Raw genomic sequence first — 25,310 nt, forward strand, 5'->3', positions numbered from 1 at the left:
AAAAAGAAGAATCGCCCCTGGCAACAGGAGCGATTTTTAATTACTTTGTATTCGCCAGGCTCAACCCGGGCAAACTGCAACTTAACTACAACTGCCTCAAAAAAGCCACCAGGTCCTTTTTCTCCTGATCACTCAGCTTCAATTCCAGCACCAGGTTGAAGAATTCCACCGTATCCTCGATGGTCAACAATCTCCCATCATGCAGGTAAGGTGGACTATCCTTTAATCCCCGTAACGGGAAAGTCTTGATAGGCCCTTCCGGACGGCCTTCATAGAAGCGCTCTACCTTCAGATCATGGGCCAGATTGTCGGTATAATAGGGAGCGGGATGGCACTTGCTGCAGCGGCCTTTGCCGAAGAAGATCTGCTCTCCCCGCAGTTCTGCTTCAGTGGCTTTGGCTGGATTGAGGCGACCATATTCATTCAGCTTGGGTGCGGGTGGGAAATCCAGCATGTTAATAAACTGGGCCATGTGCATTACCTGTTCCCGGGACAGGGGATTGATGCCCTTTTTGGCAGCAGCTACATGGTCGCCATCAAAATAGGCGGACCGCTGTTCAAATTCGGTGAAGTCCTCGACGGAACGCAGGGAACGCTTGGAACCGAATAGCTGCTGGATAAAGGTGCCGCGCAGGCTGGGAGTATCGATGCGGAAACGGGCTTCCTGGGGCCGGTTGTCAGGGTTAAGATGGAATTGACCGGTGGTGTGACCATTGACGTGACAGTCAAAACAGGAAACTCCCTGGCTGGGTTTTTCCGATTTGCGGTCATCGGTAGCATTGAACTGTTGCTGGGGAAAGCGGGTGACTAACAGGCGCAGGCCTTCCAGCTGGACGGGGGTGAGGATGTCCTTGAACAGCTCATAAAAATTGTCCAGGGTAATGACATGTCCTTTGGACACGTCTCCCAGTTCCGGTCTGGTGGTAAGAAATATGGCAGGCGGAAATTCGGGTAGATAAGCATCAGGCAGGTCGAAATCCACATCGAAACGGGTCAGCTCGGGAAACTGTTTTAACTGCACCGGGGGAAAGACCATACCGCCATTGGCCGGATGGGGATGGGGCAGAGGCAGATAGGGGAAAAGTCCTTTTTTCTTGATTTCCTCCGGGCTCATCTGGGCCAGCTCCTGCCAGGTCAGGCCCTTTTTCAGTCTGGCGGTGGGGCCCACGGGAATGGGTTTGCCCCGGGACATGGTAACTTCCTTGGTGGTTTTTCCGGTCAGGTTATAGCGTTCTTCCAGCAATTTGCGCTGTCTGGCCATCACCTCCGGTTTTTCTTTTTTCTCCTTTTCCATGATCTCCTTGAAATTGCTGCGTTTCCAGGACCAGACATTCAGGGCTTTGCTGCCCGGGGTCAGAAAAGCCAGAGCTGCGGCTAGGAAGCCGATAGCCAGGATGCCGGCAGTTACTTTTAGTAAAAATCGTTTCAAACTGCGATAAGCCAGAAACATAAAACCCCTCCCTTCGGACAATTTCCCTAACAATTTATGTCCGCCAGGCAGGGGATATGCGTTGAACATCATTTTAATTTCAACAGGTTTTTCTTTTTCTCAGCATGTACTCGTAAAATCCCCCACATTCCCGCCTCGACATCCCAGCGTAAGACCCCCGCCCGGTAGAGATAATCCCCCGGCACTCTGAATCTGCCCCCGGCTTTTTCCCGTAAATACAGGGTCCAGCTGTTGCCAATGCTCACTTTTCCCTGGCAGGCGATAATACTGGTCCCCAGAGTCCAGGTATGGCCGTGAATGAGGAAAGAGGTATTGCGGGGTTTGCTGGCAGCCATGCCGAAGTGAAAGACCAGGGGTTCACCGGTATAGGCTTCAAACAGGGGTGTTGCCGGGTCGCCATGAACAGCTGAGCTGAAGACCAGGGCCGGATCGGGGTTGAAGGCCAGTCGGTTAGCCAGCCGTTCACTGCGGTAATTGAAGGCTTTATGTCCCTGATCTTCAAAGTCCTCAACTTCCTGCGGGTCAGGTATCCGCTGACCCTGCTGATCAAAAAGTTCAATACCGTTGTGGGCAATGACTGCGAATTCCCGGTAGGGCGGTTGGCCAGGAGGATAGATGAGTAAATGAGCGCCATGGCTGCGGGGTTTGCCGCTATAGGGATCAAGCCAGTAGGAACCTGGCGGTTCAACAATTATGGCTCCGAACAGCCCCCGTTGCCGGTGGTTGCGCAGGTCAGTCATACTGTAGAAGAAATGCAGGCCCGGGACGTCAGCATGAAAGCGGTAGAGCCGGGAAGCGCCGGGAGGGATAGTGCTGTCGGGATTAAAGCCGACGGCAGCGCCATCCTGTTCCGGACCCAGGTAGGTCAGGGTCTGGATGTGCAGGGAAACCCGGCTGGAGGCAGGCCAGGGTATTTGCAGGGGCACTTCCGGGAAGGTGGCTGAAGGCAGGTACTCCGGCAGTTTGTTGGTGAGGTGGATTTCCACCACTTCACCCAGGTTGGCCCGCAGCAGCAAGGGTTCGGGAACTAGCGTGCCCTGCCGTATGGCCGCCTCATCGTGAGCCAGAGCGAAAAGCAGCCCATTGGGATCATGATCACCAAAGCGGTTATACACAATGGGGTGAGCCATGGCTACCACCTGGTAACGCCGCACCGGACCGGCTGGCAATGGCCGGATGGGAGCGGTCAGAGGCAGATATTGCCGGTCAGGCAACGGGTGCAAATGGGCAACCGGTCGGACATGGACCCGGAAAATACCCCATAGACCCAGCCAGAGGTCATCGATGCCGCCGAAATAATAGAGATAATCAGTACGACGCTGGGCCCGGGCGGTGAAAAAGAAATTGAAGGCTTCCGAAATACCGATGGTCTGGCTGGAAGTACGGGGGGATGCCGGATCCCGGGGCTGACGGTGCCAGCGGTGGCCGTGTAAAATAAAGGAATGCTGTTCTTCCTGGGCCCCATCCAGCAGCCGGATGCGGACGGGATCGCCGGCATAGGCTTCCAGCAGGGGGGTATCGGGCTCGCCGTGCACCCGGGAGCTGAAGACATAAGACGGATCCCCGGGACGGAACAGAAATGGGGTACAGCGGTAGTTAATCCCCATTACCCCGGGGTCCTGGGGCGAATCAGGAAAAGGCGGCGGATTCAGGGGTTGCCCTTCCCGATCGAACAGCAGGGCAAAGTCATGGACAAAGAGGACGAATTCCCGGAAATCCGGCAGGAAAGGGTTGTGAATGATGGCCCTGGTGCCGGATTTCAAGGGTATGCCGGTACCGGGATCGAGATAAATGGAATGAGGTGGCTCTACGATCAGGGCGCCGAAGACCCCGTGTTGCTGGTGCAGGTTGGCAAACTGATGGTCATGGAAAAAAACTGCATGCAATTCCCGGTCACAGTACCACTGGTAGACAATGGTCTCACCATAGGGGGCGCTGCTGTCGTAATTCCAGCCATTAGCGGATCCGTCAGAACATTGAACATCGAATTTCACCAGATGGATATGGATGCCGGCTTCAGTGGTATGATGCCGGTTTTGAAAAGCATTGCCGCCCAGTTGCAGGGGGAATTTGTTGGTGAATTTCACCCGCACCACTTCACCGGCATTGGCCCGAATCACCAGAGGTTCTGAGACTTTCTGGCCGGATAAAACAGCCTCTTCATCTTCGGCCAGTACGTACAGGCGTCCCTCCGGGTCATGCCAGCCCTGCTGATTGTAGACCAGGTCCCGGCTGATTCCGACAATCTCATATTCCCGTACCGGGGCATCGGGAGGGGCTGGATTGGCGAAAACCGCACCGGGCCGGGCATTGGCAGCAAAGGCCGCCTGTTCCAGCGGTGTCGGATCTCGTCCGCCGACTATGCCCAGAGGAGGAGCCGGGGGTTTCTGACCGAAAATGCCAGGAATAAAGAGGGGGAAGCCAGGGCGTTCCGGAGCAGGCGCTGGCGGCGGCTGGCGGTCAGGCAAAGGCTGCAGAGCCTTGATGGGGGTGCCATCGGGGTAGAAACGGCTGCCATCTTCCAGCACATCATGGGTACGCCAGAGGCCCCACATACCATTATCGAAGTGAGGATAGAGATGACAGTGAAAAATAGCGTCTCCGAAGCTACGGGCCAGGCTGCCGGCACCGTGCAGGGGTTTGAAGGTATAGGTTTCCTGGGGGCTGATGCTGATCGAGTCGATGATGGGAGAGCGGGGATTATCCGGTTCCAGATGCCACTGGTAGAGATGGAGGTGGAAGACATGGGTCTCCTTGATTCCGGCATGAATGAGATGGAAAACCGCCGGGTCCCCGATATAAGCGTGGAAAACAGGAGTGGCCGGATCACCGTGTACCCAGGAGCTCATCATACATTCCTCGCCGCTGCAGCCCCCGCGGGGGGGCCGAATGCGGCTGGGTTCGGAGCGATAACTGATGGTATGCACTTCCACCACTGGCTCCGGATGCATGGGATCGATGATGGGGCCGCCATCAGCTGCCACGGCCGGGAATTCGTCATGGAAGAAGACGACATATTCCCGAAAGGAGGGACGTCCGGGCGGGTGAATATCGGCTGCGGTGCCACTGGGCAATTCGCCTCCCGTCTCGGGATCGGTCCAGCGGGAGCCGGGAGGTTCGACGATCAGTGCACCCCAGAGGCCATTGGCATTGCTGCCGGTCTCACTGCTGAGGGGGTTGGCCAGGTCATTGAACAGGTAGGCCCCTTCCCGGGGACAGAACCAGCGATAGGTGCTAGAGCCACCCGATGGGGCCAGGGATGACTGGTTCAGGCCCACCAGGCTGCCGTCACTTGTCTGTATGGAATAGGCGGCTTTTTGGATATGCATGGAGACCGGGAAGGGAAGCTGGTTTTCCAGCAGCACTTCCACCCATTCGCCGGCACAGGCCCGGATGACCAGGGGCTGGACCAGAGGCACCGGTTGTCCGGGGTTGCTGGCAATTTGTTGCCGTAGCTCAGCTTCCCTTTCTTTCAGGACAAACATCATGCCATTGGGATTGTATTCTCCAGCCCTGTTGAGCACGATGGGCACAGAAAGAGCGACTACATGGTAGTAACGGGCAGGTGCAGACACAGGCATCCCTCCCGCTATTTGTTCCTTCTCTATATTATGGACCGCCGGTCAAATGAGTGCTTTGACACCTTTCTGGCTTTATGCCCATAAAATATAGCAAAAAAGCCCGGAGGTGGGCAAAATGGGCCATAATGATGACTGTAGCAAAGACAAACTGAAAGTGAAAATTCGCCAGTCGGAGGACGGGCGAAAGAAAAAAATCAAACTGGAAAATGACTTTATGTCCATCAGTATCCGTATTAAGGATGCTAAAGTTGATGTGGACTGCGATGGAGATTAATGCAAATATTGTCCATAAAATTGCAACTTTTAAAAAATGAGTCTTTAATCACAAGGATTTATTAGAATTGTAGCGAAGTATTAAAAATAAAAAATGGCAGCATGAGGAGAGCGAACAGGATGAAAGAAAAAGAAAGAGAAAATCTAATAGACATGGCTTTAGCGGAGAATACTGCTGGTAGTCTGGCCCGAGCCACTGGTCAGGCTTTTTTCCAGCAGCTTGTTTATTATCTGGCCCGCTTGTTGAAAATGAGCCATGTGCTGGTGGGTGAATATTTACCGGAAACTAACCAGGTGCGCACTGTTGCCGTTTGGGCTGAAGGGTTGGCCTGGGATAATTTCTGCTTTAATCTGAAGGAACTCCCCTGTGCCAGGCTGATGGCAGGACAGTTTTGTTGCTGCCCGCAGGGGTTGAGCCAGGCTCCGACATTCCCTCTCCTGAAGGGAAAGTTAGAAAGCTGTGTTGCTGCTCCCCTTCTTGATGCTGAAGGGAGATTGCTGGGGCTCTTGCTGGCCCTGGATCGTCAGCCTCTACGGGATCAGCAAGTGGTAGAAAAAGTGCTAAAGATTTTTACCATGCGGGCTGTATTGGAACTGGAACGCCTGCAACTGGAGGAAAAATTGCGGCAAATGGCTTACCGGGACCCGGTGACGGGTTTACCAAACCGGCGCTGGTTTTGTGAGCAGCTGGCCCAGGCTTTAGAACTGGTAAGGCTAAACCTGGACACGGTGGCGGTTATGTTCGTGGACCTGGACCGGTTGAAATTTGTCAATGATACTCTGGGCTTTCTGGCGGGAGATGAATTGCTGTTGCAAACAGCCCGGCGCCTGCTGGAGAGCGGGGGAGAAAAGCTGCGGATTGCTCGTCTCAGCGGGGATAAATTTGCCGTCCTGGCTCAGGGGATTGGGACAGAGAAGGAAGCGCTGGAGCTGGCCCGCAGGCTGATTAAAATTATGGCAGAGCCGTTTAAGATCAAAGGGGAAAAAATCTATACTTCCGTCAGTATCGGGATTACCCTGGCTCCTCAGCAGGGCATTGATAAAGAGGAATTAATGAGGCAGGCGGATACCGCCCTGTTTGAAGCCAAGGAACAGGGTCGCAATCTTTGCCGGGTCTTTGATCGGGACATGGGGGCCAAAAGCCTGGAAAACATGCAGCTGAAAGCCGATCTGGACCAGGCCCTGGCGCAGAAGGAATTAAGCCTGCATTATCAGCCCCAGGTGCTGGTGGAAAACGGTCAGTTGATAGGAGTGGAAGCATTACTGCGCTGGCAACATCGGGACAAAGGTCCCATCAGCCCCGGCGATTTTATTCCCCTTGCCGAAGAAAGCGGCCTGATTGTTCCCATCGGGGAATGGGTACTCTACCAGGCCTGCCGGCAAAACCGGCTCTGGCAGGAAGCGGGGCTTTCTTCCCTGCGGGTGGCAGTTAACATTTCCGCCCGCCAGTTTCTTCAGGATGATTTTGTACCCATGGTCAAGGGAATACTGAAGGAAACCGGCCTGGATCCCCGCTGGCTGGAGCTGGAGATTACTGAAAGCACCGCTATTAAAGATGTAGAGCGAACCATTGATATTCTCAAGGAACTGCGAGAACTGGGGATTCATGTAGCCATCGATGATTTCGGTACGGGTTATTCTTCCCTCAGTTATTTGACCCGTTTTCCTTTAACTGCCTTGAAGATAGACAAGTCCTTTATCCGTCAGGCACCTCATCATCCCAGTGACACTACGGTGGTAACCGCTATTATTCGCCTGGGACAGGCCCTGAATTTACATGTAGTGGCGGAAGGGGTGGAAACCCGGGAACAGCTGGAGTTTCTGCGGGAAAGCCAGTGCCACCTGGCCCAGGGTTTCTACTTTGGCAAACCCTTACCACCGGGGGAAATTGTGCCCTTGCTGCTGCGCCGCATTTGACATTGCTTGCCAGAACCCCTATGATGGTAAAAGGGGGGGGAGCAAGATGTTTGACCGGGAGAAAGGGAGAATAAAAGTAATCTTTGGTGAGCGCGGGGCCAATTTTCCTTACAGTAACAACCTCTACCTGGAAGGCAAGGAAGTCAAGGCTCTGGTGGATGCCGGGGCCGGAGAGGAAAAACTGCAGGCCCTGAAAGCAAGGTTGCCGGTAGAGCGGGTCTATCTGACCCACTACCATTTTGACCATGTAGTCTATACCTATTTGTTTAAAGAACAGGCGGAAATCTGGAGTAATCCCATCGATGCCCCTAATTTACTGGATTTACGGCAGCTGGTGCGCACTATTGGGATAACCTGGGCCCTAGGAGAGGAAAAAGTAGCGGCCTGGCTGGCGGATTTGCAGGCTGATCGGATCAAGGGACAGAGTCTGGCTCCCTGGGGTCGCCAGGAATGGCTCTGGTCCACCGGCCGAGTTGATGGGACCTATCCTTATGGAGAACCGATGGACCTGGGGGATTTACCCCTGGTCTTCCTGCATACACCGGGCCATACTGCCGGCATGGCCTGTCTCTGGTTCCCGGAGGAGAAACTGGTCTTTACTGCTGATGTGGATCTGACGGAATTCGGGCCCTGGTATATGGGGGAAGATGGGGACATCACCGCCTACCGGCAGTCGGCTCTGGCTTTGCTGGAACTGCCGGCAAAATACTATCTTACCTCGCATGTACCTGAGCTATTGAGTAAAGATGAGTTTTATCGGCGTTTAAAGGAATACTTGCAAATTATCGACCATAAACATGAAAAAATCCTGACTCTCTGGCGTCAGGGTCTTTCGGTAGCTGAAATCGCAGTCCAGGGGATTTTTTATCCTGCCCGTTTCCAGGTGGATCCCTGGATCAATGCCTGGGAACAGTTGACCATCCGCAAACATCTGCAGCTGGCAGAAGGGGAATGAAGATGGATAAAAAACAGGTAGCCCATGTGCTGGAAGAAATCGGCAAGTTGCTGGAACTGAAAGGGGAAAACCCCTTTAAGGCCCGGGCTTTTTACGGCGGGGCCCGCATTGTGGAGACCCTGACCGAAGACCTGAACCAGCTGGTTGACAGCGGCCAGCTGGAAGAAATCAAAGGTATCGGCAAGAGCCTGGCGGAACAAATCCGGGAGCTGGTAGTAGAGGGGCGGTCCTCTGCCTATGAAGAACTGCGGAATGAGTTTCCGCCAGGCGTGCTGGAAATGCTGGCGATACCCGGACTGGGCCCGAAAAAAGTGGGAACCTTATACCGGGAGCTGGGAATCAGTAATCCCGGGGAACTGGAATATGCCTGCCGGGAGAATCGGCTCCTGACCCTGCCGGGTTTTGGGGCCAAAAGCCAGGCCAATATTCTGGCCGCTATCGAGAAACGGCGGGAATATGCCGGGCGCTGGCGCTGGGCTGAGGCCAATGTCATCGGCTTTGACTTGCTGGCCGAGCTGCGTCTGTTGCCTCAGGTTAAGCGCGCCGAGATGGCGGGCAGCTGGCGCCGTTTACTGGAAGTGGTCAAGGATCTGGACCTGGTGGTGGAACTGGCCCCGGGTACTGACTGGCAGCAATTCCGGGCAGCTCTGGAGCAACTGTCCCTGGTCAAAGCGGTATCAAGTGGCGGCGAAAACAAGCTGACTCTGGAGCTGATGTCTGGTATCAACTGTGACCTGCGGCTGGCCAAAGGAGAGGAATTCGCCTGGACCTGGCTCCATTTCACCGGCAGCAAGGAACACAATACTCTCCTGCGCCAGCGGGCCAAAAAACAGGGCTTAAAGCTCAATGAATACGGCCTGTTCCAGGAAGAGAAACCGGTAGCCGCTGCTACTTCTGAGCGTGAGGCCTATGCAGCCCTGGGCCTGCCTTATATCCCGCCGGAGCTGCGAGAGGGTCTGGGCGAGATTGAAGTGGCGGAAAAGGGGCAGCTGCCAGAACTGGTGAACCTTTCTGATCTGAAGGGAGTATGGCATGTCCATACCAATTACAGTGATGGCATCCACACCCTGGCGGATATGGCTGAGGCCGCCCGCAGGCTGGGCTGGAAATTTCTTGGTATCGCTGACCACAGCCGCTCTGCTCATTATGCCCACGGTCTCTCCCTGGAGGATATCCAGCGCCAGCAGCGGGAGATTGATGTCCTCAACCGTAAGTGGCAGGAAGAAGGCATAGATTTTCGCCTCTTGAAAGGGATAGAAGTGGATATCCTGCCTGATGGTGGGCTGGATTATCCTGATGAGGTGCTGGCCAGCTTTGATTTTGTTATCGCTTCTGTCCATTCCGGTTTTAAACAGGATGAAAAGCTGATGACCCGGCGCCTGCTGCGAGCTCTGGAGCATCCAGCGGTCACCATGCTGGGCCATCCCACGGGCAGATTGTTGCTGGCCCGGCCAGGGTATCCGGTGGATCTGGAAGAGATTTTGCAGGCTGCTTCCCGCTATGGCAAGGCCATTGAACTCAATGCCAATCCCTATCGCCTGGACCTGGACTGGCGCTGGTGCCGCCGGGCCCGGGAGCTGGGAGTTAAAATCGCCATCAATCCCGATGCCCATCGCCGGGAAGAACTGGGCTATGTCATTTATGGGGTCAATATCGCCCGTAAAGGCTGGTTAACTGCAAAGGATGTCCTGAATAGCCAAATCCCTCCTTGGAAAAGCTAACCCGGGGAGGGATTTTTTATGCTTAATTGCATAATCCTCTTGTTAATTATGGTGGTGATTATAGGACCGGATGCTTATCAATACTGGCATCTGGGTCAGCATAAAGAAGTCTGGGTTATGTTAGGGTTAACTTTTTCTGCCTGGTTACTGGGAGTAGTGATTATCTTTAAACTGGCAGAACCGCTGATTGATGCCTTCTTTGATCTTATTCCGGAAAGGTGGTAGCCAGTTTATGAAAAAAACAGGGAATTGGCGTAAACTGGGCAAAAATGCGGGTCAAGACCAGACCAATTTTCAGTTACAGGGTCAGCCTGTTCAAGATAGTACTATTATTATAGAGTGGCTTAGCTGTCCTGATGATCTGGTAGTCCAGAGTATTAAATGGCAAGGGGCTGAAGCCAGAGTCCTTTACCTGGAAGGTTTGGTGGAAAAAAGTCAACTGGCCAGGCTGTTAGCTGCGGAACGGGCAGGGCCGGATTTGCGTAAAAGTGCTGATATTACAGAAATTGCCCGGGAGCTTCTCAATGGACGTACAGTCCTCCTGGTAACAGGGGAAAAAGAAGCCTGGCTGTTAGCGACTTCTGGCTGGGAACACCGTCAGCCGGAGCAGCCATTAGCGGAAATGGTACTTCGGGGTGGACGGGAAGGCTTTTGCGAAGTATTAAAAACTAATCTGGCTTTAGTACGACGTAGATGCCTCGATCGGCAGCTAAAAGTCAAATATATATCAATAGGAAGTGAACATCAGGTTAAAATCGCTTTTCTTTATCTGAATCATTTGGTCAGCCCATCCCTGGTTCGGGAAGTAGAGGGACGCTTGCGTCAGGTTCGGTTACGCGGAATATGGGATAGTGGTATGCTGGAAAGGTGGCTGGCCGACCGGCGCTGGTCCCCTTTTCCCCAGGTGCTGGCAACTGAGCGACCAGACCGGGTCGGGGCAGCTTTAGCCGAAGGGAGAATTGCCCTGCTGGTAGATGGGTCGCCGTTTGTCTTAATCGTACCTGGTTTATTTACTGATTTTCTCTTTTCGGCTGAAGATTATTATATTCACCCGATCCTGGCTACCAGCGTACGCTGGATTCGGGTTTTATCCTTCATGATTGCTTTGTCATTGCCGGCTTTATATATTGCACTCACTACCTTTCATCAAGAAATGGTCCCCACTTCCTTAATGTTATCGATTGCCGCCGGACGCAGTGGTGTACCTATGCCTGCCTTTGCAGAAGCAGTGATGATGGAAGTTGCGATCGAGCTGATTCGAGAAGCCAGTTTGCGTTTACCTGGGCCAATGGGTAATACCCTGGGAGTAGTGGGAGCACTGGTTATCGGGCAGTCAGCTGTCCAGGCCGGCCTGGTTGGGCCCATTCTGACTATTATCGTAGCCTTGACGGCTTTAGCAACTTTTGCTATTCCCAACTATTCCCTTGCCTTTAGTATTCGGTTGTTGCGATTTTTAGTTATGCTGGCAGCGGCAGTCATGGGGGGATTTGGCCTAACGCTGGCCCTGGGTTTGATTTTGGCTTATATATTGCAAATGGAGGTCTATGGTATACCTTATGCCTTGGGCCTGTTTCCTTCATCGTGGCGGGTGTGGGATGATCATCTGCTCTGCATCGGAGGAGAGGCTGCGGGTCAGGAACGCTTTCCTTTTAAAGGTGAGGTGGGCAAAGGGGAGGAACAACAATGACCGTTTGGCAGTTGTTCTGGTTAGAAACAATAGCAGGAATGGGCTTTTATTTTGTTACAATTCCCCGTACTTTAGTGGTATTGATGCAGTCAGGGGCATGGTTGGCTCCTCTGGGAGCAATCGTTTTGTTAGCCCCTTTCTTGTTCTGGTTAGTGCGAAGGATACCCTGGGGCAGCAGTATCAAGCTTGGACCAGGGCTGGCATTGGTAATTCTGGGTCTAACCATGATAGAGGGGGCAGTTACTTTACGCCGTTACGGAGAATTCATCAATACTGCCATAATGCCGGAAACCCCGATACTGGTTATCGTGATTTTGACATTGATACTGCCAGTTGTCTTAGCTCGTGGTGGGTTAAAGCTGATTGTTCGCTTTAATTTTTTGTTAACACCGATATTTATTTTAGCAACAGTCATAGTATTTATGTTATCCGCTCCTGACTTTGATCCCTTTCGCTTAAAACCCCTGTTTTTTATTGAATTTTCCGCCTTTATCAAAGCAGTAATCTTTATGATGGGCTTTACTTTAAATATGTTACCCTTGTGGTTTTTGAGTGAGTATTTTAAGATAAAGAAAGAATATGAGCACTGGTTAATCTGGGCCGGAATGCTAATGCCAGCCTTGCTTATCAGTCTTACCTGTACGCTGGTGGTGGGAATTTTTGGTTTATATACAGTACAACGTTTATTTTGGCCGATGTTGGATGTAGTTAAAAATATTTCTCTTGGGGGTTTTATTGAACGGATTGAAGTGGCTTTTCTAATGCTCTGGTTTCAAAATGCGGTGATTAGGCTCGCTTTACTGTTGTATATCGGGGCCTGGGCTGTGGGACGGCTATTTCAGCTGAAGAATGATCGAATGCTGGTATGGCCTTTAGCATTCTGGCAACTGGGCCTGGCCATGTTGCCTACTGATGCGGTACAGGCAGTACTTAAGATCGATACAGTGCATTTTTGGTTAATTTTACTACTCAGTCCCTGGTTGTGCTGGTGGCTGGCCCGCCCTAAACTGAATAGCAAAAGGATTTTAAGCCTGTTAATAATCTTTATGATGTTAATCAATCAGGGCTGTTGGAACCGCAAAGAAGCAGAAAAAATCCAGTATGCCTTAGCTGTGGGAGTAGATCGGGCACCGGATGGTAAAGTGTTGATAACTGTACAGATGCCTTTGCTGGATAAACTGAAAGCAGAGAAAGGGGCCGAGGGGCATAAGAGCTGGACTATTATCAGTAATGGGGAGACTACCTTTGAAGCGGTTCGCCACCTGATCATGGCTACAGGGGCGAAATTGTTTTTCTCCCACATGCAGGTTCTAGTGATCGGGGAAGATGCGGCCAGGGAGGGAGTAGACCAAATTATCGATTTTTTCAGCTCTGATCATGAATTACGGGGTACACCCTATGTTTTGGTTGCTAGAGGCAAGGCTTACCAGGTACTGCAAAATGCTCCTCCTTATACACCCCTGCCGGCGACTTTTCTTAAAGACCAGGTGGAAAAAGTTGCTTCTGGTACTTCTGGTACTGTAAAAGTGAAAATGGGAGATTTTCTTGCTGCCCTGGCCAGCCAGGGAGCACAGGCACCGCTGGCGACAGCGGTTGAGCCACTGAGCTGGCAAAAATACAGCCGGGAGGTTTTAGGGCTGGAGGTAGAACAACGGGGGGAATTATTGCCGGAAAGAGTACTCTATATGGCTGGGGCAGCCTTTTTAAAAGGTACACGGCTAGCAGGCTGGCTGGATGCCAGAGAGACCCGGGGGGTATTGTGGGTTAAAGGCAAGGTACAGAGCGGGATTATCGTTGCACCCCAGCCAGGAGGAGGAAAAATTTCCTTTGAAATTATTCGGATAGAAAAAAGACGGCTCAAGCCTGGCTGGCGAAATGGTAAACCCTATTATCAATTAGAGTTGGAGGTGGAAGGCAATCTCGGGGAAAAAAGCGGATTTACCAACCCGGCTACTGGTCCGAATGTAAAGCAATTGGAACAGCACTTAACCAGAATGATACTTCAGGAAATTCAACTGGCCTGGAACAAACAACGCCAGACCCGAGCCGATATATTCGGTCTGGGGGCGGCGCTAGCTGCTGAAAAACCGGAAATTTGGGAAAAAGTGAAAGAGCGGTGGAGTGAAGTAATGCCCACCGCTCATCTGGAATTGAAGATTAAAGTAAGAGTACGGCGTTTATCTACCACTATTTATAGTCCCTGGGCGAAAGGGAAGTAAGCAATTCCACCGGGTGTTTCACCAGTACCGGCAGTCCCTGCTGCCGCAAGCCATGGCTGATTTGCAAAATACAGCCTGGACAGGGAGTGACCACTACCTGAGCCCCACTCTGGCGGATATTGGCTACCTTTTCCGCCAGGATAGTCTGGGACAGCTGATAGTTGGTGGCGAAAAAGGTGCCGGCCCCCCCGCAACAGCGGTCAGCCTGAGCCATTTCCCGCACTTCCACTCCCGGCAGCTGCTGCAGGAACAGACGCAGGGCGGCTTTTTGTTTCAGGCCCCGGGCCAGGTGACAGGGGTCATGGATGGTTACAGTCAGGGGTAATGTACTGGAAGCGGTAATTTCCCGCAGGCCTTGCTCGGCCAGGAAAGCGGTAACTTCCCGCGTGCGCTCAGCCCAGGTACGGGCGGTGGCTGCCAGTTCAGTACCGGCCAGCAGCTGGGGGTATTCCTTTAAAGCTGCGCCACAGGAGGCACAATCACTGACTACCCACTGAGCCCCGGCGGTTTCGATTTGCTCTAGTACCCTGGCCGCCAGGCTGACAGCGGTATCACGGGCGCCGTTACCCAGCTGGGGCATACCGCAGCAGTTCAGCTCCGGACTGATTACCACATCAAAGCCCTGCTGACTCAAGGCCTTTACTGTGGCCTGGGCGATGTGGGGAAAGAGCATGTCAGTTGCACAGCCGAGGAAATAATAGACCCGGCCCCGCTTTTCTCCCTGAGCAGGAGTCACTGTGGGCAGCAGCTGACGGGCCCGTTGCCTGGGGACGGTGGTCAGGACGGCTTCCGCCTGCCCTAGAGAGCCGGGCAGCAACCGGGTCAACCCCAGCCCCCGGGCCAGGCTGCGGATACCCAGATGCTGATAGGCCTTGAGCAGCTCACCGGCCAGAGAGAGAAAACGGGTTCTGGGCCAGAGCTTGCCGAAGAGCTGGCGCTTGAATTTATAATACCCTTTCTTGGCCAGATGGCTGCGGGCGATACTGACATAGCGATGCACGGGAATCCCGGAAGGGCACTCCTGACTGCAGGCTTCACAGAGCAAACAGGCTGTGAGCTGGCCGGCCATTTCCTCCGACAGGGGCAGTTTTTCCTTGTGCAGCATTTCGGTCAGAAACACCTTGCCCCGGGGAGCGGCCGACTCCTTGCCCAGCACAGCAAAAACGGGACAGACGGAACGGCACTGGCCGCAGCGCACGCATTTTTTCAGCTGATTTAACAGTTCCGGTTCATGGGCCAGCATTTAGCTCTCCTCCTCAGGCAGCAGCACTTTCCCCGGATTCATGATATTTTTGGGATCCAGAGCTTTTTTAACTGCCCACATAGCTTTGAGGGCGGAACCGTGTTCCAGCCGTGCATAAGGAGCGCGGACCAGGCCGACGCCATGCTCACCGGTGGTGGTACCGCCCAGTTCCACGGCCAGACGGTGGATAGCATCAGCCAGACGGTGGGCCTGTTCCACTTCTGCCGGGTTTTCCGGGTCGATGACCGGGGCGGTATGGAGGTTGCCATCTCCGATGTGGCCATAGACCACCACCTTGACCCCGAATTCTTCCCCCAGGGCCTGAATGCGGCGCAGCGCCTCGGTTACCTGGGTAAATGGAACCGAAATATCTTCCCCGTGGAAAATCCGGCTGCCATCAGGGCGAACACGGGCAGCGGCAGTTGCCACCACGCCACGGGCGCGCCAGAGATCAGCCATGCGCTTGGGTTCAGTGGCCCATTCGATGCGCAGGGCCCGCTGTCCCACGATTTGCTGAATTTGTTCTCCTTCCCAGGCTACACTGGCGGGATTGCCATCCACTTCAAAGATCAGGATGGCCTGGGCATCCACCGGCAGATTCAGTTCCGGGGCGAATTCACTTACCGCCCGGATGGCGGAATTATCCATAATTTCGATGCCGGAAGGCAGGATACCGGCGCGATAGACGTCCAGGACAGCGGCAGGAGCATCTTCCAGGTTGGCGAAAACCGCCATGGCTATGCCCCGGCCTTTGGGTTTGGGCCAGAGGCGCAGGCGGATATTGGTGATCACACCCAGAGTGCCTTCCGAGCCGACAAAAACCTTGGTCAAATTGAGGCCGGTAACGCTTTTTACCGCTTTGGAACGGGTGCCACCGGTAATAATCACTTCCCCGTTGGGCAGAACCACTTCCAGGCCCAGGACATAGTTTTCTGTGGCTCCGTATTTGACCGCCCGCAGGCCACTGGAATTATTGGCTACCATGCCTCCGATGGTGCACATACGGGTACTGCCAGGGTCAGGGGGAAAGAAAAGTCCATAGGGAGCCAGGGCTTCATTTAGCTCAGCGTGAATGACACCCGGGCGTACCCAGACCTGCATATTGGCGGCATCGATTTCTTCGATGGTTTTCCAGCGGCTCAGGTCCAGTACGATTCCCCCTTTAACAGGAACACAGCCACAGGTTTCCCCGGTTCCGGCTCCCCTGGGGGTGACGGGAATTTCATGCTGCCAGGCCAGTTTCATAATGGCAGCGACTTCAGAAGTAGAGGTCGGGAAAACCACCAGATCAGGTAAAAAACTTTTTTCCCGGGCTAGAAAAGAACTGTCATAAGAATAGTAAGCCAGCTCCAATGGGCTGGTGAGCACTTTCTCATGGCCAAGCATCCGGATAATTTCTGTTTGGATTTGTTGGGCTAAGGCCACCCCGGTTCCCTCCCACGTATATTGAGTCTTATCTTAAAATATTATACGACTACAGCACTCCTCCTGTCTGCCCTAAATGAATAAGTATACAGTATTTTGCAAGTCTTGCTCTTTTCTCTGGTTCTGCGATTGGATAAGATGGAAGGTAGAGGGATGGAGGTAAGCAGCAGCTTCAGAAAACTAGACTATAATTGATTGTATTTAACTGTTTTGCTACATTAAAAGTATGGAACTATTATCCATTGGAGAAGCAGCAAAGTCCGGCAGGGTTTCGGGGAGCTGATCAGGAATGCCAGAGAAACACGAGAAAAACAAATTTAGCATAACTGTGTGCGGGGAGTTTTTTCCGGAGATTTACCCGACTCACCGGTCTTCGAAATGGAGCCGGGGCGAAGAAGACCAGCTGACTACGGAGATGCGTCTCTTCTGTGCCTGTATGCGGTGGGCCTTTAACCGGCTCCTGGAAGGTGCTTCCCGCCATGAAATCAAGAAGTCAGGACAAGAACTTTTCGGGCTGAACTCCCGCTTTGTCGATGACTCCAGACTTAAAGCACAGGCCCTGCTGGACTCCCAAACAGAACTGCTGAAGTTAGAAAATGAAGAAGAAAATGAAGAAACAGAAGAGAAACTGGGCCGGGCCAGGAAGAAACTCAGCCTGGCTATGAGGAAACTGGCGAAGGCAGAGGAAAAGGGGGCTGCTTCAGAAGTTATTGAAAAGCTCCGCCTGGCAGTCAAGGGGCGGAACAAGCGGGTGGTTTCACTCGCAAAAAGGCTGGCTGAACTGAAGGATTACCAGGAGAAGGGGACAATACCAGAGGTAGTCTTTGGGGGCAGAAGGCTGTGGGAAAAGGTCTGCCAGGGCCGGGCCGCCCGTGAAAAATGGCGGCACGCCCGCAGGAATCGCCTCTACTCCCGGGGAGACGAGAGCAAGGGAGGCAACCCCAACATTAAGATATTTTATGACGGACAGGACTTCCGCCTGGCGGTTTCCCTCTCCCACCTTTCTGAACAGACAGGCATAGATAAACTTGGTCGCCCCAGGATGAGCCAGGCCCCCAGGGTTGAGGGTAAGTTGTGGCTGCCGGAAAAACACCGGGAACTGGTGCAGATATGGCTGGCCATGAAGTTACCCTATGCGGTAGAACTGATCCGCACCCTGGAAGGACGCTATTTGGTACATTTGACATTTGAACTGGTCAGGGTGCAGGAACCGGACTTTGCTAAAGGTTGTCTGGCTATAGACACAAACCCTGATGGGGTAGCCCTGTGTAACGTTAGCGCTTCCGGCCAACCGGAGCCGTGGCCGGAGGGCTTCAGTGTTCCTTATCCCGGCAACCTGGGCAAGTATGAAGGAGAGTTTCAGGTTATCCCTTACCCGAACGGCTTTCTTTATATCAGAATACCAGACTTAACCCATGCTTCCAGCTTCCGGCGTAGCTACCTGATAGGCGTTTTAGCCAGAGTAATGGTAGATATAGCTTTCTTTTCAGGCAAACCCATTGTTTTAGAAAACCTGAACTTTAGCAAAGACAGGCTGGACACTAATAAAAAGTTTAACCGAATGGCTTCCAATTTTCCATTTGCGAAAATGGTAGGAGCAATGTATCGGAGAGCTGTAAAAGAAGGGGTGCCTTTCAAGTTAGTATCACCCCGGCATACTTCAACCATAGGTTACTGGAAGTATATGAAACGTTACGCCGTTCCGGTGCATTGCGCGGCGGCACTGGTTATAGGTCGTCGGGCAATGGGGTTCAGGGAACGGGTGACTGAAGAACTCAGGCAACTGATATCGCAAATCAAGCAAAACCTGACCCGGAAGGTTAATCCTGATAGACCTGGGGAAGGAAAAGAGATGACCCGTGGGGTCAGGGCCTGCTTGAGGCGGCTGGAGGAAAAGCTTTCTGTGCATAACGGGCTTGCCCAGAGTGAGCAGGAGGCGTATAACTCCGTCTGGCCTGACCTGAAGTTATTGGCCCTGTCCGTACGGTGACCCCGTTTAGCCGGTGTCGGAGAAACCGGTAGGCGTCCTAACAGGACGCGGGAGGTGGAGTTATACTCCCACCGGGAGGTCAGCATAAACCGGTGCAGTACTCCCGTCCGGGTGGAACTCCCGGGCCGAGGTCCCCTGTCGCCCTGCCCCGCGGGGGCAAATCAAGTATTCGGAAAGGAGGCGAAATCCTGGTCTGGGGGCCAACTTGGCTGAAAATAAAAACAGTCAAGTTTTTTGAACCAGGTGGACTGTCTTGGAAGTAAAACTGGCTTATGGAAAGGATAAACTTCAGGTTGAGCTGAATCCGAAGGGATATTGCCAGATTATTACACCCAGATCTTTGCCGGGAGTGAGTGATCCTCTAGCTGAGATCAGCCGGGCGCTGGCTGAGCCCATTGGAACTTCGCCTCTGGCAGAGCTCCTCAGGAAGCGGCAGCCGCAAAAGGTTGTAATTGTTGTCAATGATGTTACCCGGCCCACACCCTATGAGGTGATGTTGCCACCGCTGGTAGCTGAGCTGGAAAGGGCCGGGATCGGGGATGAACAGGTGACCCTGGTGGTGGCGACCGGGAGTCACCGGGCCAATACGGAAGAAGAAAATCGGGCCAGCTTTGGGGAAGAAATTTGCCGGCGTTTTAATATCATTAGCCATGACTGTGACCGGGATCTGGTAGCCATCGGACGCCTGTCCGATGGACAAGAGCTGGTTATTAACCGTCTGGTGGCTGAAGCGGATTTTATCATCACCACCGGCCTGATTACCATGCATTATATCGCCGGGTTCTCCGGTGGCCGCAAATCCATTCTCCCCGGGGTGGCAGCTCGCAATCTGATTCAGTACAATCACAGCCTCATGACCGATCCCCGCGCCTGTGCCGGCAACTGGCGCACTAATCCGGTCCACTGGCTGATGCTGGAGGCCGCGCGCCTGGTGGGTGTGGATTTTATCCTCAATGTAGTGACCAATGAGAAAAAGGAAATCGTGCAGGCAGTGGCCGGTGACCTGGAACAGGCCTGGCTGGCCGGAGTGGAAACCTGCCGCCAGATGAGTATGGTCACAGTACCTCGGGCCGCTGATGTGGTGCTGGTCAGTGCCGGTGGCCATCCCAAGGACATCAATCTCTACCAGGCCCAAAAGGCCCTGGAGGCAGCGGCAGCTGCCACCCGGCCGGGCGGAACCATCATCCTGCTGGCCCGCTGCAGGGAAGGACTGGGCGAACATACTTTTGAAAAATGGATGCTGGAAGCAGAGACTCTGGAAGATATTTTCCGCCGTTTTGAACAGGGGTTTGTCCTGGGCGGACACAAGGCCTATGCTATCGCCAGGGTCTTACAGGAAAAACAGGTAATTTTAATCTCAGATCTGGGAAAAGAGTTGACGGAGAGCCTCTTTATGCGTTATGCTGACAGTATCCCGACTGCACTGCTGCAGGTAGAAGAACAATACGGACAGGATTATTCCCTGCTGGTTATTCCCGATGGCAGCCAGGTGCAGCCGGAAGTTGCTTCAGCATAGGAGGCAGAGCATGGAAATCATACGCTGGTCAGAAATGTTAAGTCCCATTGGGCCGCTGGTCCTGGTCAGTACGGAAAAGGGGCTCTGTCGCCTGGTTTTGCCGGGAGAAGGACAGGCTACTTTGCTGAACTGGTTAAATCGGAAATGGACTGAGGAGATAGTGGTGGAACGCAACCTCAAAGTCCACCAGCAGGCAATAGAACAGCTGGGCGCTTATTTTGCCGGAGAGCTGCAACAATTTGACCTGCCGCTGGATGTAAGTGGTAGCCCATTCCAGCTGCAGGTCTGGCAGGAACTGCAGAAAATCCCCTATGGCGAAACTCGAACCTACCAGGAGATCGCTACCAATATCGGCAAACCGCGAGCAGTCAGGGCCGTGGGACAGGCCAACAACAGAAACCCCATACCCGTCATCATCCCCTGTCACCGCGTAATCGGCAAATCAGGGGCACTGGTTGGGTATGGGGGTGGACTGGAGGTCAAGCTCTATTTGCTGGGCCTGGAAGGGGCCCCGGGTTTTAGTGGCTAGAGCAGGTTGCGCCAGTGCAAGAGGCTGAGCAAGTCACCCACGGTTTTGATTCCCCGTTGCTGAAATTCCTGCAGAAAAGTCAAAAACAAGCGGCTGGTGATCAGCGCATCCCCCAGTGCCGTATGGCGCAGGGGGGTTTTTATTTGCCAGGCGGTACAGAGGCTATCCAGGGTATAGGAACTGCGATAGGGCTGCAGGGCCATGGCCAGAACTACCGTATCGAGGATAACTGGCTTGAATTTGGTTTTTAAAGCTTTTTTCAACTGGATATTAATAAAAGCCAGGTCAAAATCGGAATTATGGGCGATCAGCATCCGGTTCCCGCAGAAGTCAAGGAAACGGTTGAAGACCGTCAGAAAATCATCGGCCTCAGCCACCATTTCATTATCGATACCGGTAATCTGGGTGACCAGCGGTGGAATGGGACGACCGGGATTGACCAGCTCCTGAAAGGAATGTTCAGGGCAGATTTCACCATTTTTGATTAGAACAGCACCGATAGAGGTGATGGTATCACCGCTAAAGGGATACAACCCGGTGGTTTCCAGATCAAAAACAACAAATTCCATTTCCCGTAGCGGTTTTTGGGGATTGTGGCGCTGTTCCTGGAATTTCTTCAATTTTTCCTTAACCTCGGTCAAAATCAGGGAGTCACAGGCTCTATCTCCTCCCGCAGTTTCAAATCCCATCAATCGGGAGGTGCGGCCTAACCACGCGCGTAACATCATCATCTACCCCCTACCCGGCATGAAAAACAGTACCAGTAAAGCTCTGCAGTTTATCGACGGCCAGCATGGCATAACGCAAAGTGGCCGCTTCTTTTTTAGGCAACTGATTGGGATTGATCCAGTTATCGGCTTCCAGTCCCTGCTCCAGTTTCTTAAGGTTGGTTTTCAGGCGCAGGGTCATCAGGATTTTATAGGCAGTGGAATAATACTCACTATCCTCGGGGTTGAAAATATTGCGCTGTTCCATGATTTTCAAACGCCCCAGGGTACTGGTTTCGTCAATGCCCCATTTGAGGGCAAAAATCCGGGCACAATCCACCATATGCACACAAACCGCCCGCTTTAAATCGATTTCATTTTTATGCTCCCCGTGCTTTTCCGTAATGAATTGCCGGAAAAACCCCAGGGGCACTTTGTATTCCAGATCATCCTTGGCCAGAAAATGGAGCAGAACCGGATAATCCTCCACCCGGCGATGGACAAAATGGCGCAAATCCTGGGCCAGTTCCTTTTTGCCGTAGACGGGGCGGAAATCCAGGAAAATGGTGAGTTTGCGCACTATTTCCGGTACCGGCTGAGCGATCCAGCTGGTGACATCCAGGTACCACTGGCGCAGGGGTTTGGTCCACTCCGGATTGGAGGCCATGACATTGCCCTTGCAGCGGGCAAAGCCACAGGCGACCAGGCCATTGACGATTTTCTCCCCCAGGGTAAGAAAATAGTTCTGAGCTTCCTCGGCCAGGTTGGCCGGGACATCGGCATAGATAATGCCATTATCCTGGTCAGTGCGCAGGACCTGTTCCTTGCGGCCGCCACTGCCCATGGTGATAAAACAGTAAGGGACAGGAGGGGTACCCAGACCGGCCTGGACCATTTCCTCTTCCGCCAGCTGAATGACTTTGGCGGTGAGCCGGTCATAGAACTCACTCATAACCACGAAGATTTCTTCAATAGGGGCATTTTCAGCCAGCAAACCCACCAGTACCTGATCCACTTCCCGGGTGGCCTGGACCAGATCGTCCAGGTTGCGGGAGGTTTCAATGGTATCGACAGTAGTGAGGGCGCCGGAGCTGCGGGCCCGAATCAGATCCCGCATGGAGATAATCCCGAAAAGATGGCCCTGGTCTACCACAGCCAGATATTTGACTTTATTTTTGACCATGGCCAGCAAGGCCTCGGAATAAAAAGCATCAGGAGGCAGGGAAACCAGCTGGGTGTTCATTACCATATCGGCGGTAATATCCCCGGTTTGCGGACAGCCCTGGGCCAGCACTTTAGCTACCAGGTCCCGGTCGGTGACGATTCCCACCGGCCGCTCCTGACCATCCACCACGACCAGAGCCCCGATATTGCGCTCCGCCATGAGCTGAGCTACTTCGGTGACGGTCTGGTTGGCGCGGCAGGTCAGAACCGGGCTGGTCATGATTTCCGACAGCCGCTTGCGAAAAGGCTGGGTTTCCAGGTTGCCGGCCAGATAACTCTGTTCGGCAACCACTTCTTCATAAATTACCCGCATCCGCTCTAAAAGGGTTTGGGTAAAATAACCGGCGAATTTAGGATAGTTTTCCAGCAGACTTTCAAAAACTTCCCGGGGCATAAGCAAGCAGATACAATCCTCTACTGCTCGCACAGAACCGGGATAGGGCTTGTCATTGAACAGGACCGTTTCCCCGAAGAAATCCCGGGGCTGACGCAGTCCTACCACGTTGTCTTCTCCTTTTTCATTGGTCAGGACTACTTCGGCCAGGCCATTGGTAAGAATATAGAGGACAGCGCGGGAGGGTTCACCCTGTCGGAAGATATAGGTGCCTTTGGGATAAAGCCGGGATTCGCATTTGACTAAAGCTGCCTGCAATGCTTCCGGGGGCAGCAAGCTAAAGGGTTGAGCTTCGTGCAAGATAGAAAGGTATCCCATCGGCGCCTCCTCCTTCCTCTTTCTTAGTTTCAATATAAAGGGAGGACGGAGTGGACGGCAAGAAATTTGCGGTGAAGGGGAGAGAAATGCAGGCGGAAGGTCGAAAACAGCCGTTTCCCGCCGGGGAAACGGCTGTCCTTCTTCCTGAATGGTGACTCAGACGTAGTTAAGCAGTCCACCAGCCAGCAGGATGGCCCGCTGGCGGGGGGTAAGGTCTACCAGCAAGGGGATGGTCAAATTTTTATTTTCCACGATCAGATTTATTTCTTCGGCTCCGGCGCCAATCCGCTCAACCAGTTCGGGCAAGCGGATAATATCCCCCTGTTCAATAGCCTCATAGTCTTCTGCCCGGGCAAAAGTCAGGGGCAGGATGCCGAAATTGATCAGATTGGCCCGGTGGATACGGGCGAAGGACTGGGCAATCACTGCCCGTACTCCCAGGTACATGGGGGCGAGAGCGGCATGCTCCCGGCTGGAGCCCTGGCCATAGTTCTGGCCGCCCACCACAACGCCACCGCCTTTAGCCAGGGCCCGGGCGGGAAATTCGGGATCCACCTGGTGGAAGACATACTGGCTGATGGCCGGGATATTGGAACGCAAAGGCAGGATTTTGGAGCCGGCCGGCATGATGTGGTCGGTTGTGATGTTATCCCCTACCTTCAACAAGACCTCACCGCGGTATTCAGCAGGCAGCGGCTGGCCTTTGGGCAGGGGCTTAATATTGGGGCCCCGCCGTACCTCAACGGTTTCCGGCGCCGCTGCCGGGGGGATGATCATGCTGTCATCCAGCAGGAACTTTTCCGGTAAGGTCACTTCCGGATATGCGCCCAGTTCCCGTGGGTCAGTTAATTGGCCGGTCAGGGCGGCAGCAGCGGCTACTTCCGGACTGGCCAGATAGACCTGGGCATCTTTGGTGCCACTGCGCCCTTCAAAGTTACGGTTAAAGGTGCGCACTGATACGCCTGCAGAAGGAGGAGCCTGGCCCATGCCGATACAGGGCCCGCAGGTGCATTCCAGCAGGCGCACTCCGGCGCTGAGCAGGTCAGCCAGGGCGCCATTCTGGGCCAGCATAGTCAGCACTTGCCTGGAACCAGGACTGATCACCAGACTGGTGCGGGGATGGATCTTCTTACCCCGCAGGATAGCAGCTACCCGCATCAGGTCTACGTAAGAGGAATTGGTACAGGAACCGATGGCCACCTGGTCCACCGGGAGACCAGCTATTTCCCGCACCGGAACTACTTTATCCGGGCTGTGGGGACAGGCGATCAGGGGTTCTAGGGCAGAAAGGTCAATAGTCAATTCCTCATCATAGACCGCATCGGGATCAGCGCTCAGGGGTACCCAGTCCTCCTCCCGGCCCTGGGCGGCCAGGAAGGCCCGGGTGATTTCATCACTGGGGAAGATGGAAGTGGTGGCCCCCAGTTCGGCTCCCATATTGGTGATGGTGGCCCGTTCCGGTACCGTCAGGGTTGCTACCCCCGGGCCGGTATATTCCAGAATCCTGCCCACTCCGCCTTTGACGGAGAGACGGCGCAGCACTTCGAGAATGACATCCTTGGCACTGACCCAGGGGGAAAGGCGGCCCAGCAGCTCGACTTTGACCACTTTGGGCATAGTCAGATAAAAAGGTTTGCCCGCCATGGCCACCGCTACATCCAGGCCTCCGGCCCCGATGGCCAGCATGCCGATGCCCCCGCCGGTGGGGGTATGGCTGTCAGAACCCAGCAGGGTTTTGCCGGGTTTGCCAAAACGCTCTAAATGAACCTGGTGGCAGATACCATTGCCGGGACGGGAAAAATAAATACCATGTTTGGCGGCAATGGTCTGCAAAAACAGATGGTCATCGGCATTTTCGAACCCGGTTTGCAGGGTGTTGTGGTCCACATAACTTACGGACAGCTCGGTTTTGACCCGGGGCACGCCCATGGCTTCAAATTGCAAGTAGGCCATGGTACCGGTAGCATCCTGGGTCAGGGTCTGGTCGATTTTGATGGCTATTTCCTGGCCAGGCACCATTTGGCCTTCCACCAAATGGGCGGCGATGATTTTTTGAGTCAGATTCATGCCCATCTTGCCACACCTCCGTTTTATCTAAGGAAAAGGGTAACATAAAGAAAAGCCCGGTGTCTATAACACCGGGAAAAGTATACAATATATC

General features: G+C 53.6%; 17 protein-coding genes. 10 read left to right on the forward strand and 7 right to left on the reverse strand.

Features of this window, described 5'->3' with window-relative positions; translation table 11 throughout:
* Window positions 1-85 precede the first annotated feature (85 nt).
* Both CTH_RS02510 and CTH_RS02515 read right to left on the reverse strand, forming a co-directional pair.
* The gene (locus CTH_RS02510) at window positions 86-1,450 is read right to left on the reverse strand and encodes a hypothetical protein (protein ID WP_207656823.1); all 1,365 of its coding nucleotides are present in this window, start codon (window positions 1,448-1,450) and stop codon (window positions 86-88) included.
* Window positions 1,451-1,518: 68 nt separating this feature from the next.
* Window positions 1,519-5,025 (reverse strand): multicopper oxidase domain-containing protein, encoded by a 3,507-nt coding sequence (locus CTH_RS02515; RefSeq protein ID WP_318262740.1) that lies wholly within the window; start codon window positions 5,023-5,025, stop codon window positions 1,519-1,521.
* 121 nt (window positions 5,026-5,146) lie between these two features.
* Between CTH_RS02515 and CTH_RS14070 the strand changes: the two genes are divergently transcribed.
* From CTH_RS14070 to CTH_RS02545, 7 genes are all read left to right on the forward strand, one after another.
* Window positions 5,147-5,305, forward strand: a complete 159-nt coding sequence (locus tag CTH_RS14070; protein WP_159071795.1) for a hypothetical protein — start codon at window positions 5,147-5,149, stop codon at window positions 5,303-5,305.
* 119 nt (window positions 5,306-5,424) lie between these two features.
* A complete protein-coding gene (locus CTH_RS02520) occupies window positions 5,425-7,221 on the forward strand; it encodes a putative bifunctional diguanylate cyclase/phosphodiesterase (RefSeq protein WP_159073802.1) in 1,797 nt (598 codons plus the stop codon).
* A gap of 46 nt (window positions 7,222-7,267) precedes the next feature.
* Window positions 7,268-8,176 carry an MBL fold metallo-hydrolase gene (locus tag CTH_RS02525; RefSeq protein ID WP_078665432.1) on the forward strand — a complete coding sequence of 303 codons (909 nt, stop codon included), beginning with the start codon at window positions 7,268-7,270 and terminating at the stop codon, window positions 8,174-8,176.
* 2 nt (window positions 8,177-8,178) lie between these two features.
* Window positions 8,179-9,897 carry a DNA polymerase/3'-5' exonuclease PolX gene (gene polX / locus CTH_RS02530; protein WP_107752943.1) on the forward strand — a complete coding sequence of 573 codons (1,719 nt, stop codon included), beginning with the start codon at window positions 8,179-8,181 and terminating at the stop codon, window positions 9,895-9,897.
* A gap of 18 nt (window positions 9,898-9,915) precedes the next feature.
* Window positions 9,916-10,122: a hypothetical protein gene (locus tag CTH_RS02535; protein WP_079907752.1), complete on the forward strand. Its 207-nt coding sequence runs from the start codon at window positions 9,916-9,918 to the stop codon at window positions 10,120-10,122.
* Window positions 10,123-10,129: 7 nt separating this feature from the next.
* Window positions 10,130-11,584, forward strand: coding sequence for a spore germination protein (locus tag CTH_RS02540; protein WP_159073803.1), 1,455 nt, complete (start codon window positions 10,130-10,132; stop codon window positions 11,582-11,584).
* Window positions 11,581-13,803 (forward strand): Ger(x)C family spore germination protein, encoded by a 2,223-nt coding sequence (locus tag CTH_RS02545; RefSeq protein ID WP_107752947.1) that lies wholly within the window; start codon window positions 11,581-11,583, stop codon window positions 13,801-13,803. Before CTH_RS02540 ends, CTH_RS02545 begins: the two co-directional genes overlap by 4 nt.
* On the opposite strand, the gene CTH_RS02550 is transcribed toward CTH_RS02545, so the two are convergent.
* Together CTH_RS02550 and CTH_RS02555 are read right to left on the reverse strand one after the other, a co-directional pair.
* Window positions 13,772-15,046: a (Fe-S)-binding protein gene (locus CTH_RS02550; protein WP_107752949.1), complete on the reverse strand. Its 1,275-nt coding sequence runs from the start codon at window positions 15,044-15,046 to the stop codon at window positions 13,772-13,774. The two genes, CTH_RS02545 and CTH_RS02550, sit on opposite strands and share 32 nt — an antisense overlap.
* Window positions 15,047-16,471, reverse strand: coding sequence for an FAD-binding oxidoreductase (locus CTH_RS02555; protein ID WP_375804204.1), 1,425 nt, complete (start codon window positions 16,469-16,471; stop codon window positions 15,047-15,049).
* 289 nt (window positions 16,472-16,760) lie between these two features.
* On the opposite strand from CTH_RS02555, the gene CTH_RS02560 reads away from it, so the two are divergent.
* From CTH_RS02560 to CTH_RS02570, 3 genes are all read left to right on the forward strand, one after another.
* Window positions 16,761-18,461, forward strand: coding sequence for an IS200/IS605 family accessory protein TnpB-related protein (locus tag CTH_RS02560; protein WP_107752950.1), 1,701 nt, complete (start codon window positions 16,761-16,763; stop codon window positions 18,459-18,461).
* 253 nt (window positions 18,462-18,714) lie between these two features.
* Window positions 18,715-19,977: a nickel-dependent malate racemase, LarAH6 family gene (larAH6, locus tag CTH_RS02565; RefSeq protein ID WP_079907693.1), complete on the forward strand. Its 1,263-nt coding sequence runs from the start codon at window positions 18,715-18,717 to the stop codon at window positions 19,975-19,977.
* 10 nt (window positions 19,978-19,987) lie between these two features.
* On the forward strand, window positions 19,988-20,506 hold the full coding sequence (locus tag CTH_RS02570) for a methylated-DNA--[protein]-cysteine S-methyltransferase (RefSeq protein WP_079907695.1): 519 nt from the start codon (window positions 19,988-19,990) through the stop codon (window positions 20,504-20,506).
* On the opposite strand, the gene CTH_RS02575 is transcribed toward CTH_RS02570, so the two are convergent.
* The 3 genes from CTH_RS02575 to CTH_RS02585 form a co-directional block, all read right to left on the reverse strand.
* Window positions 20,503-21,231 (reverse strand): 3'-5' exonuclease, encoded by a 729-nt coding sequence (locus CTH_RS02575; protein WP_159073804.1) that lies wholly within the window; start codon window positions 21,229-21,231, stop codon window positions 20,503-20,505. The two genes, CTH_RS02570 and CTH_RS02575, sit on opposite strands and share 4 nt — an antisense overlap.
* Window positions 21,232-21,244: 13 nt before the next feature.
* A complete protein-coding gene (locus tag CTH_RS02580) occupies window positions 21,245-23,149 on the reverse strand; it encodes a DUF294 nucleotidyltransferase-like domain-containing protein (protein ID WP_079907696.1) in 1,905 nt (634 codons plus the stop codon).
* A gap of 156 nt (window positions 23,150-23,305) precedes the next feature.
* Window positions 23,306-25,222: an aconitate hydratase gene (locus CTH_RS02585; RefSeq protein WP_078666020.1), complete on the reverse strand. Its 1,917-nt coding sequence runs from the start codon at window positions 25,220-25,222 to the stop codon at window positions 23,306-23,308.
* Window positions 25,223-25,310: the final 88 nt, after the last annotated feature.

It is taken from the genome of Carboxydocella thermautotrophica (assembly GCA_003054495.1).
Lineage (GTDB): Bacteria > Bacillota.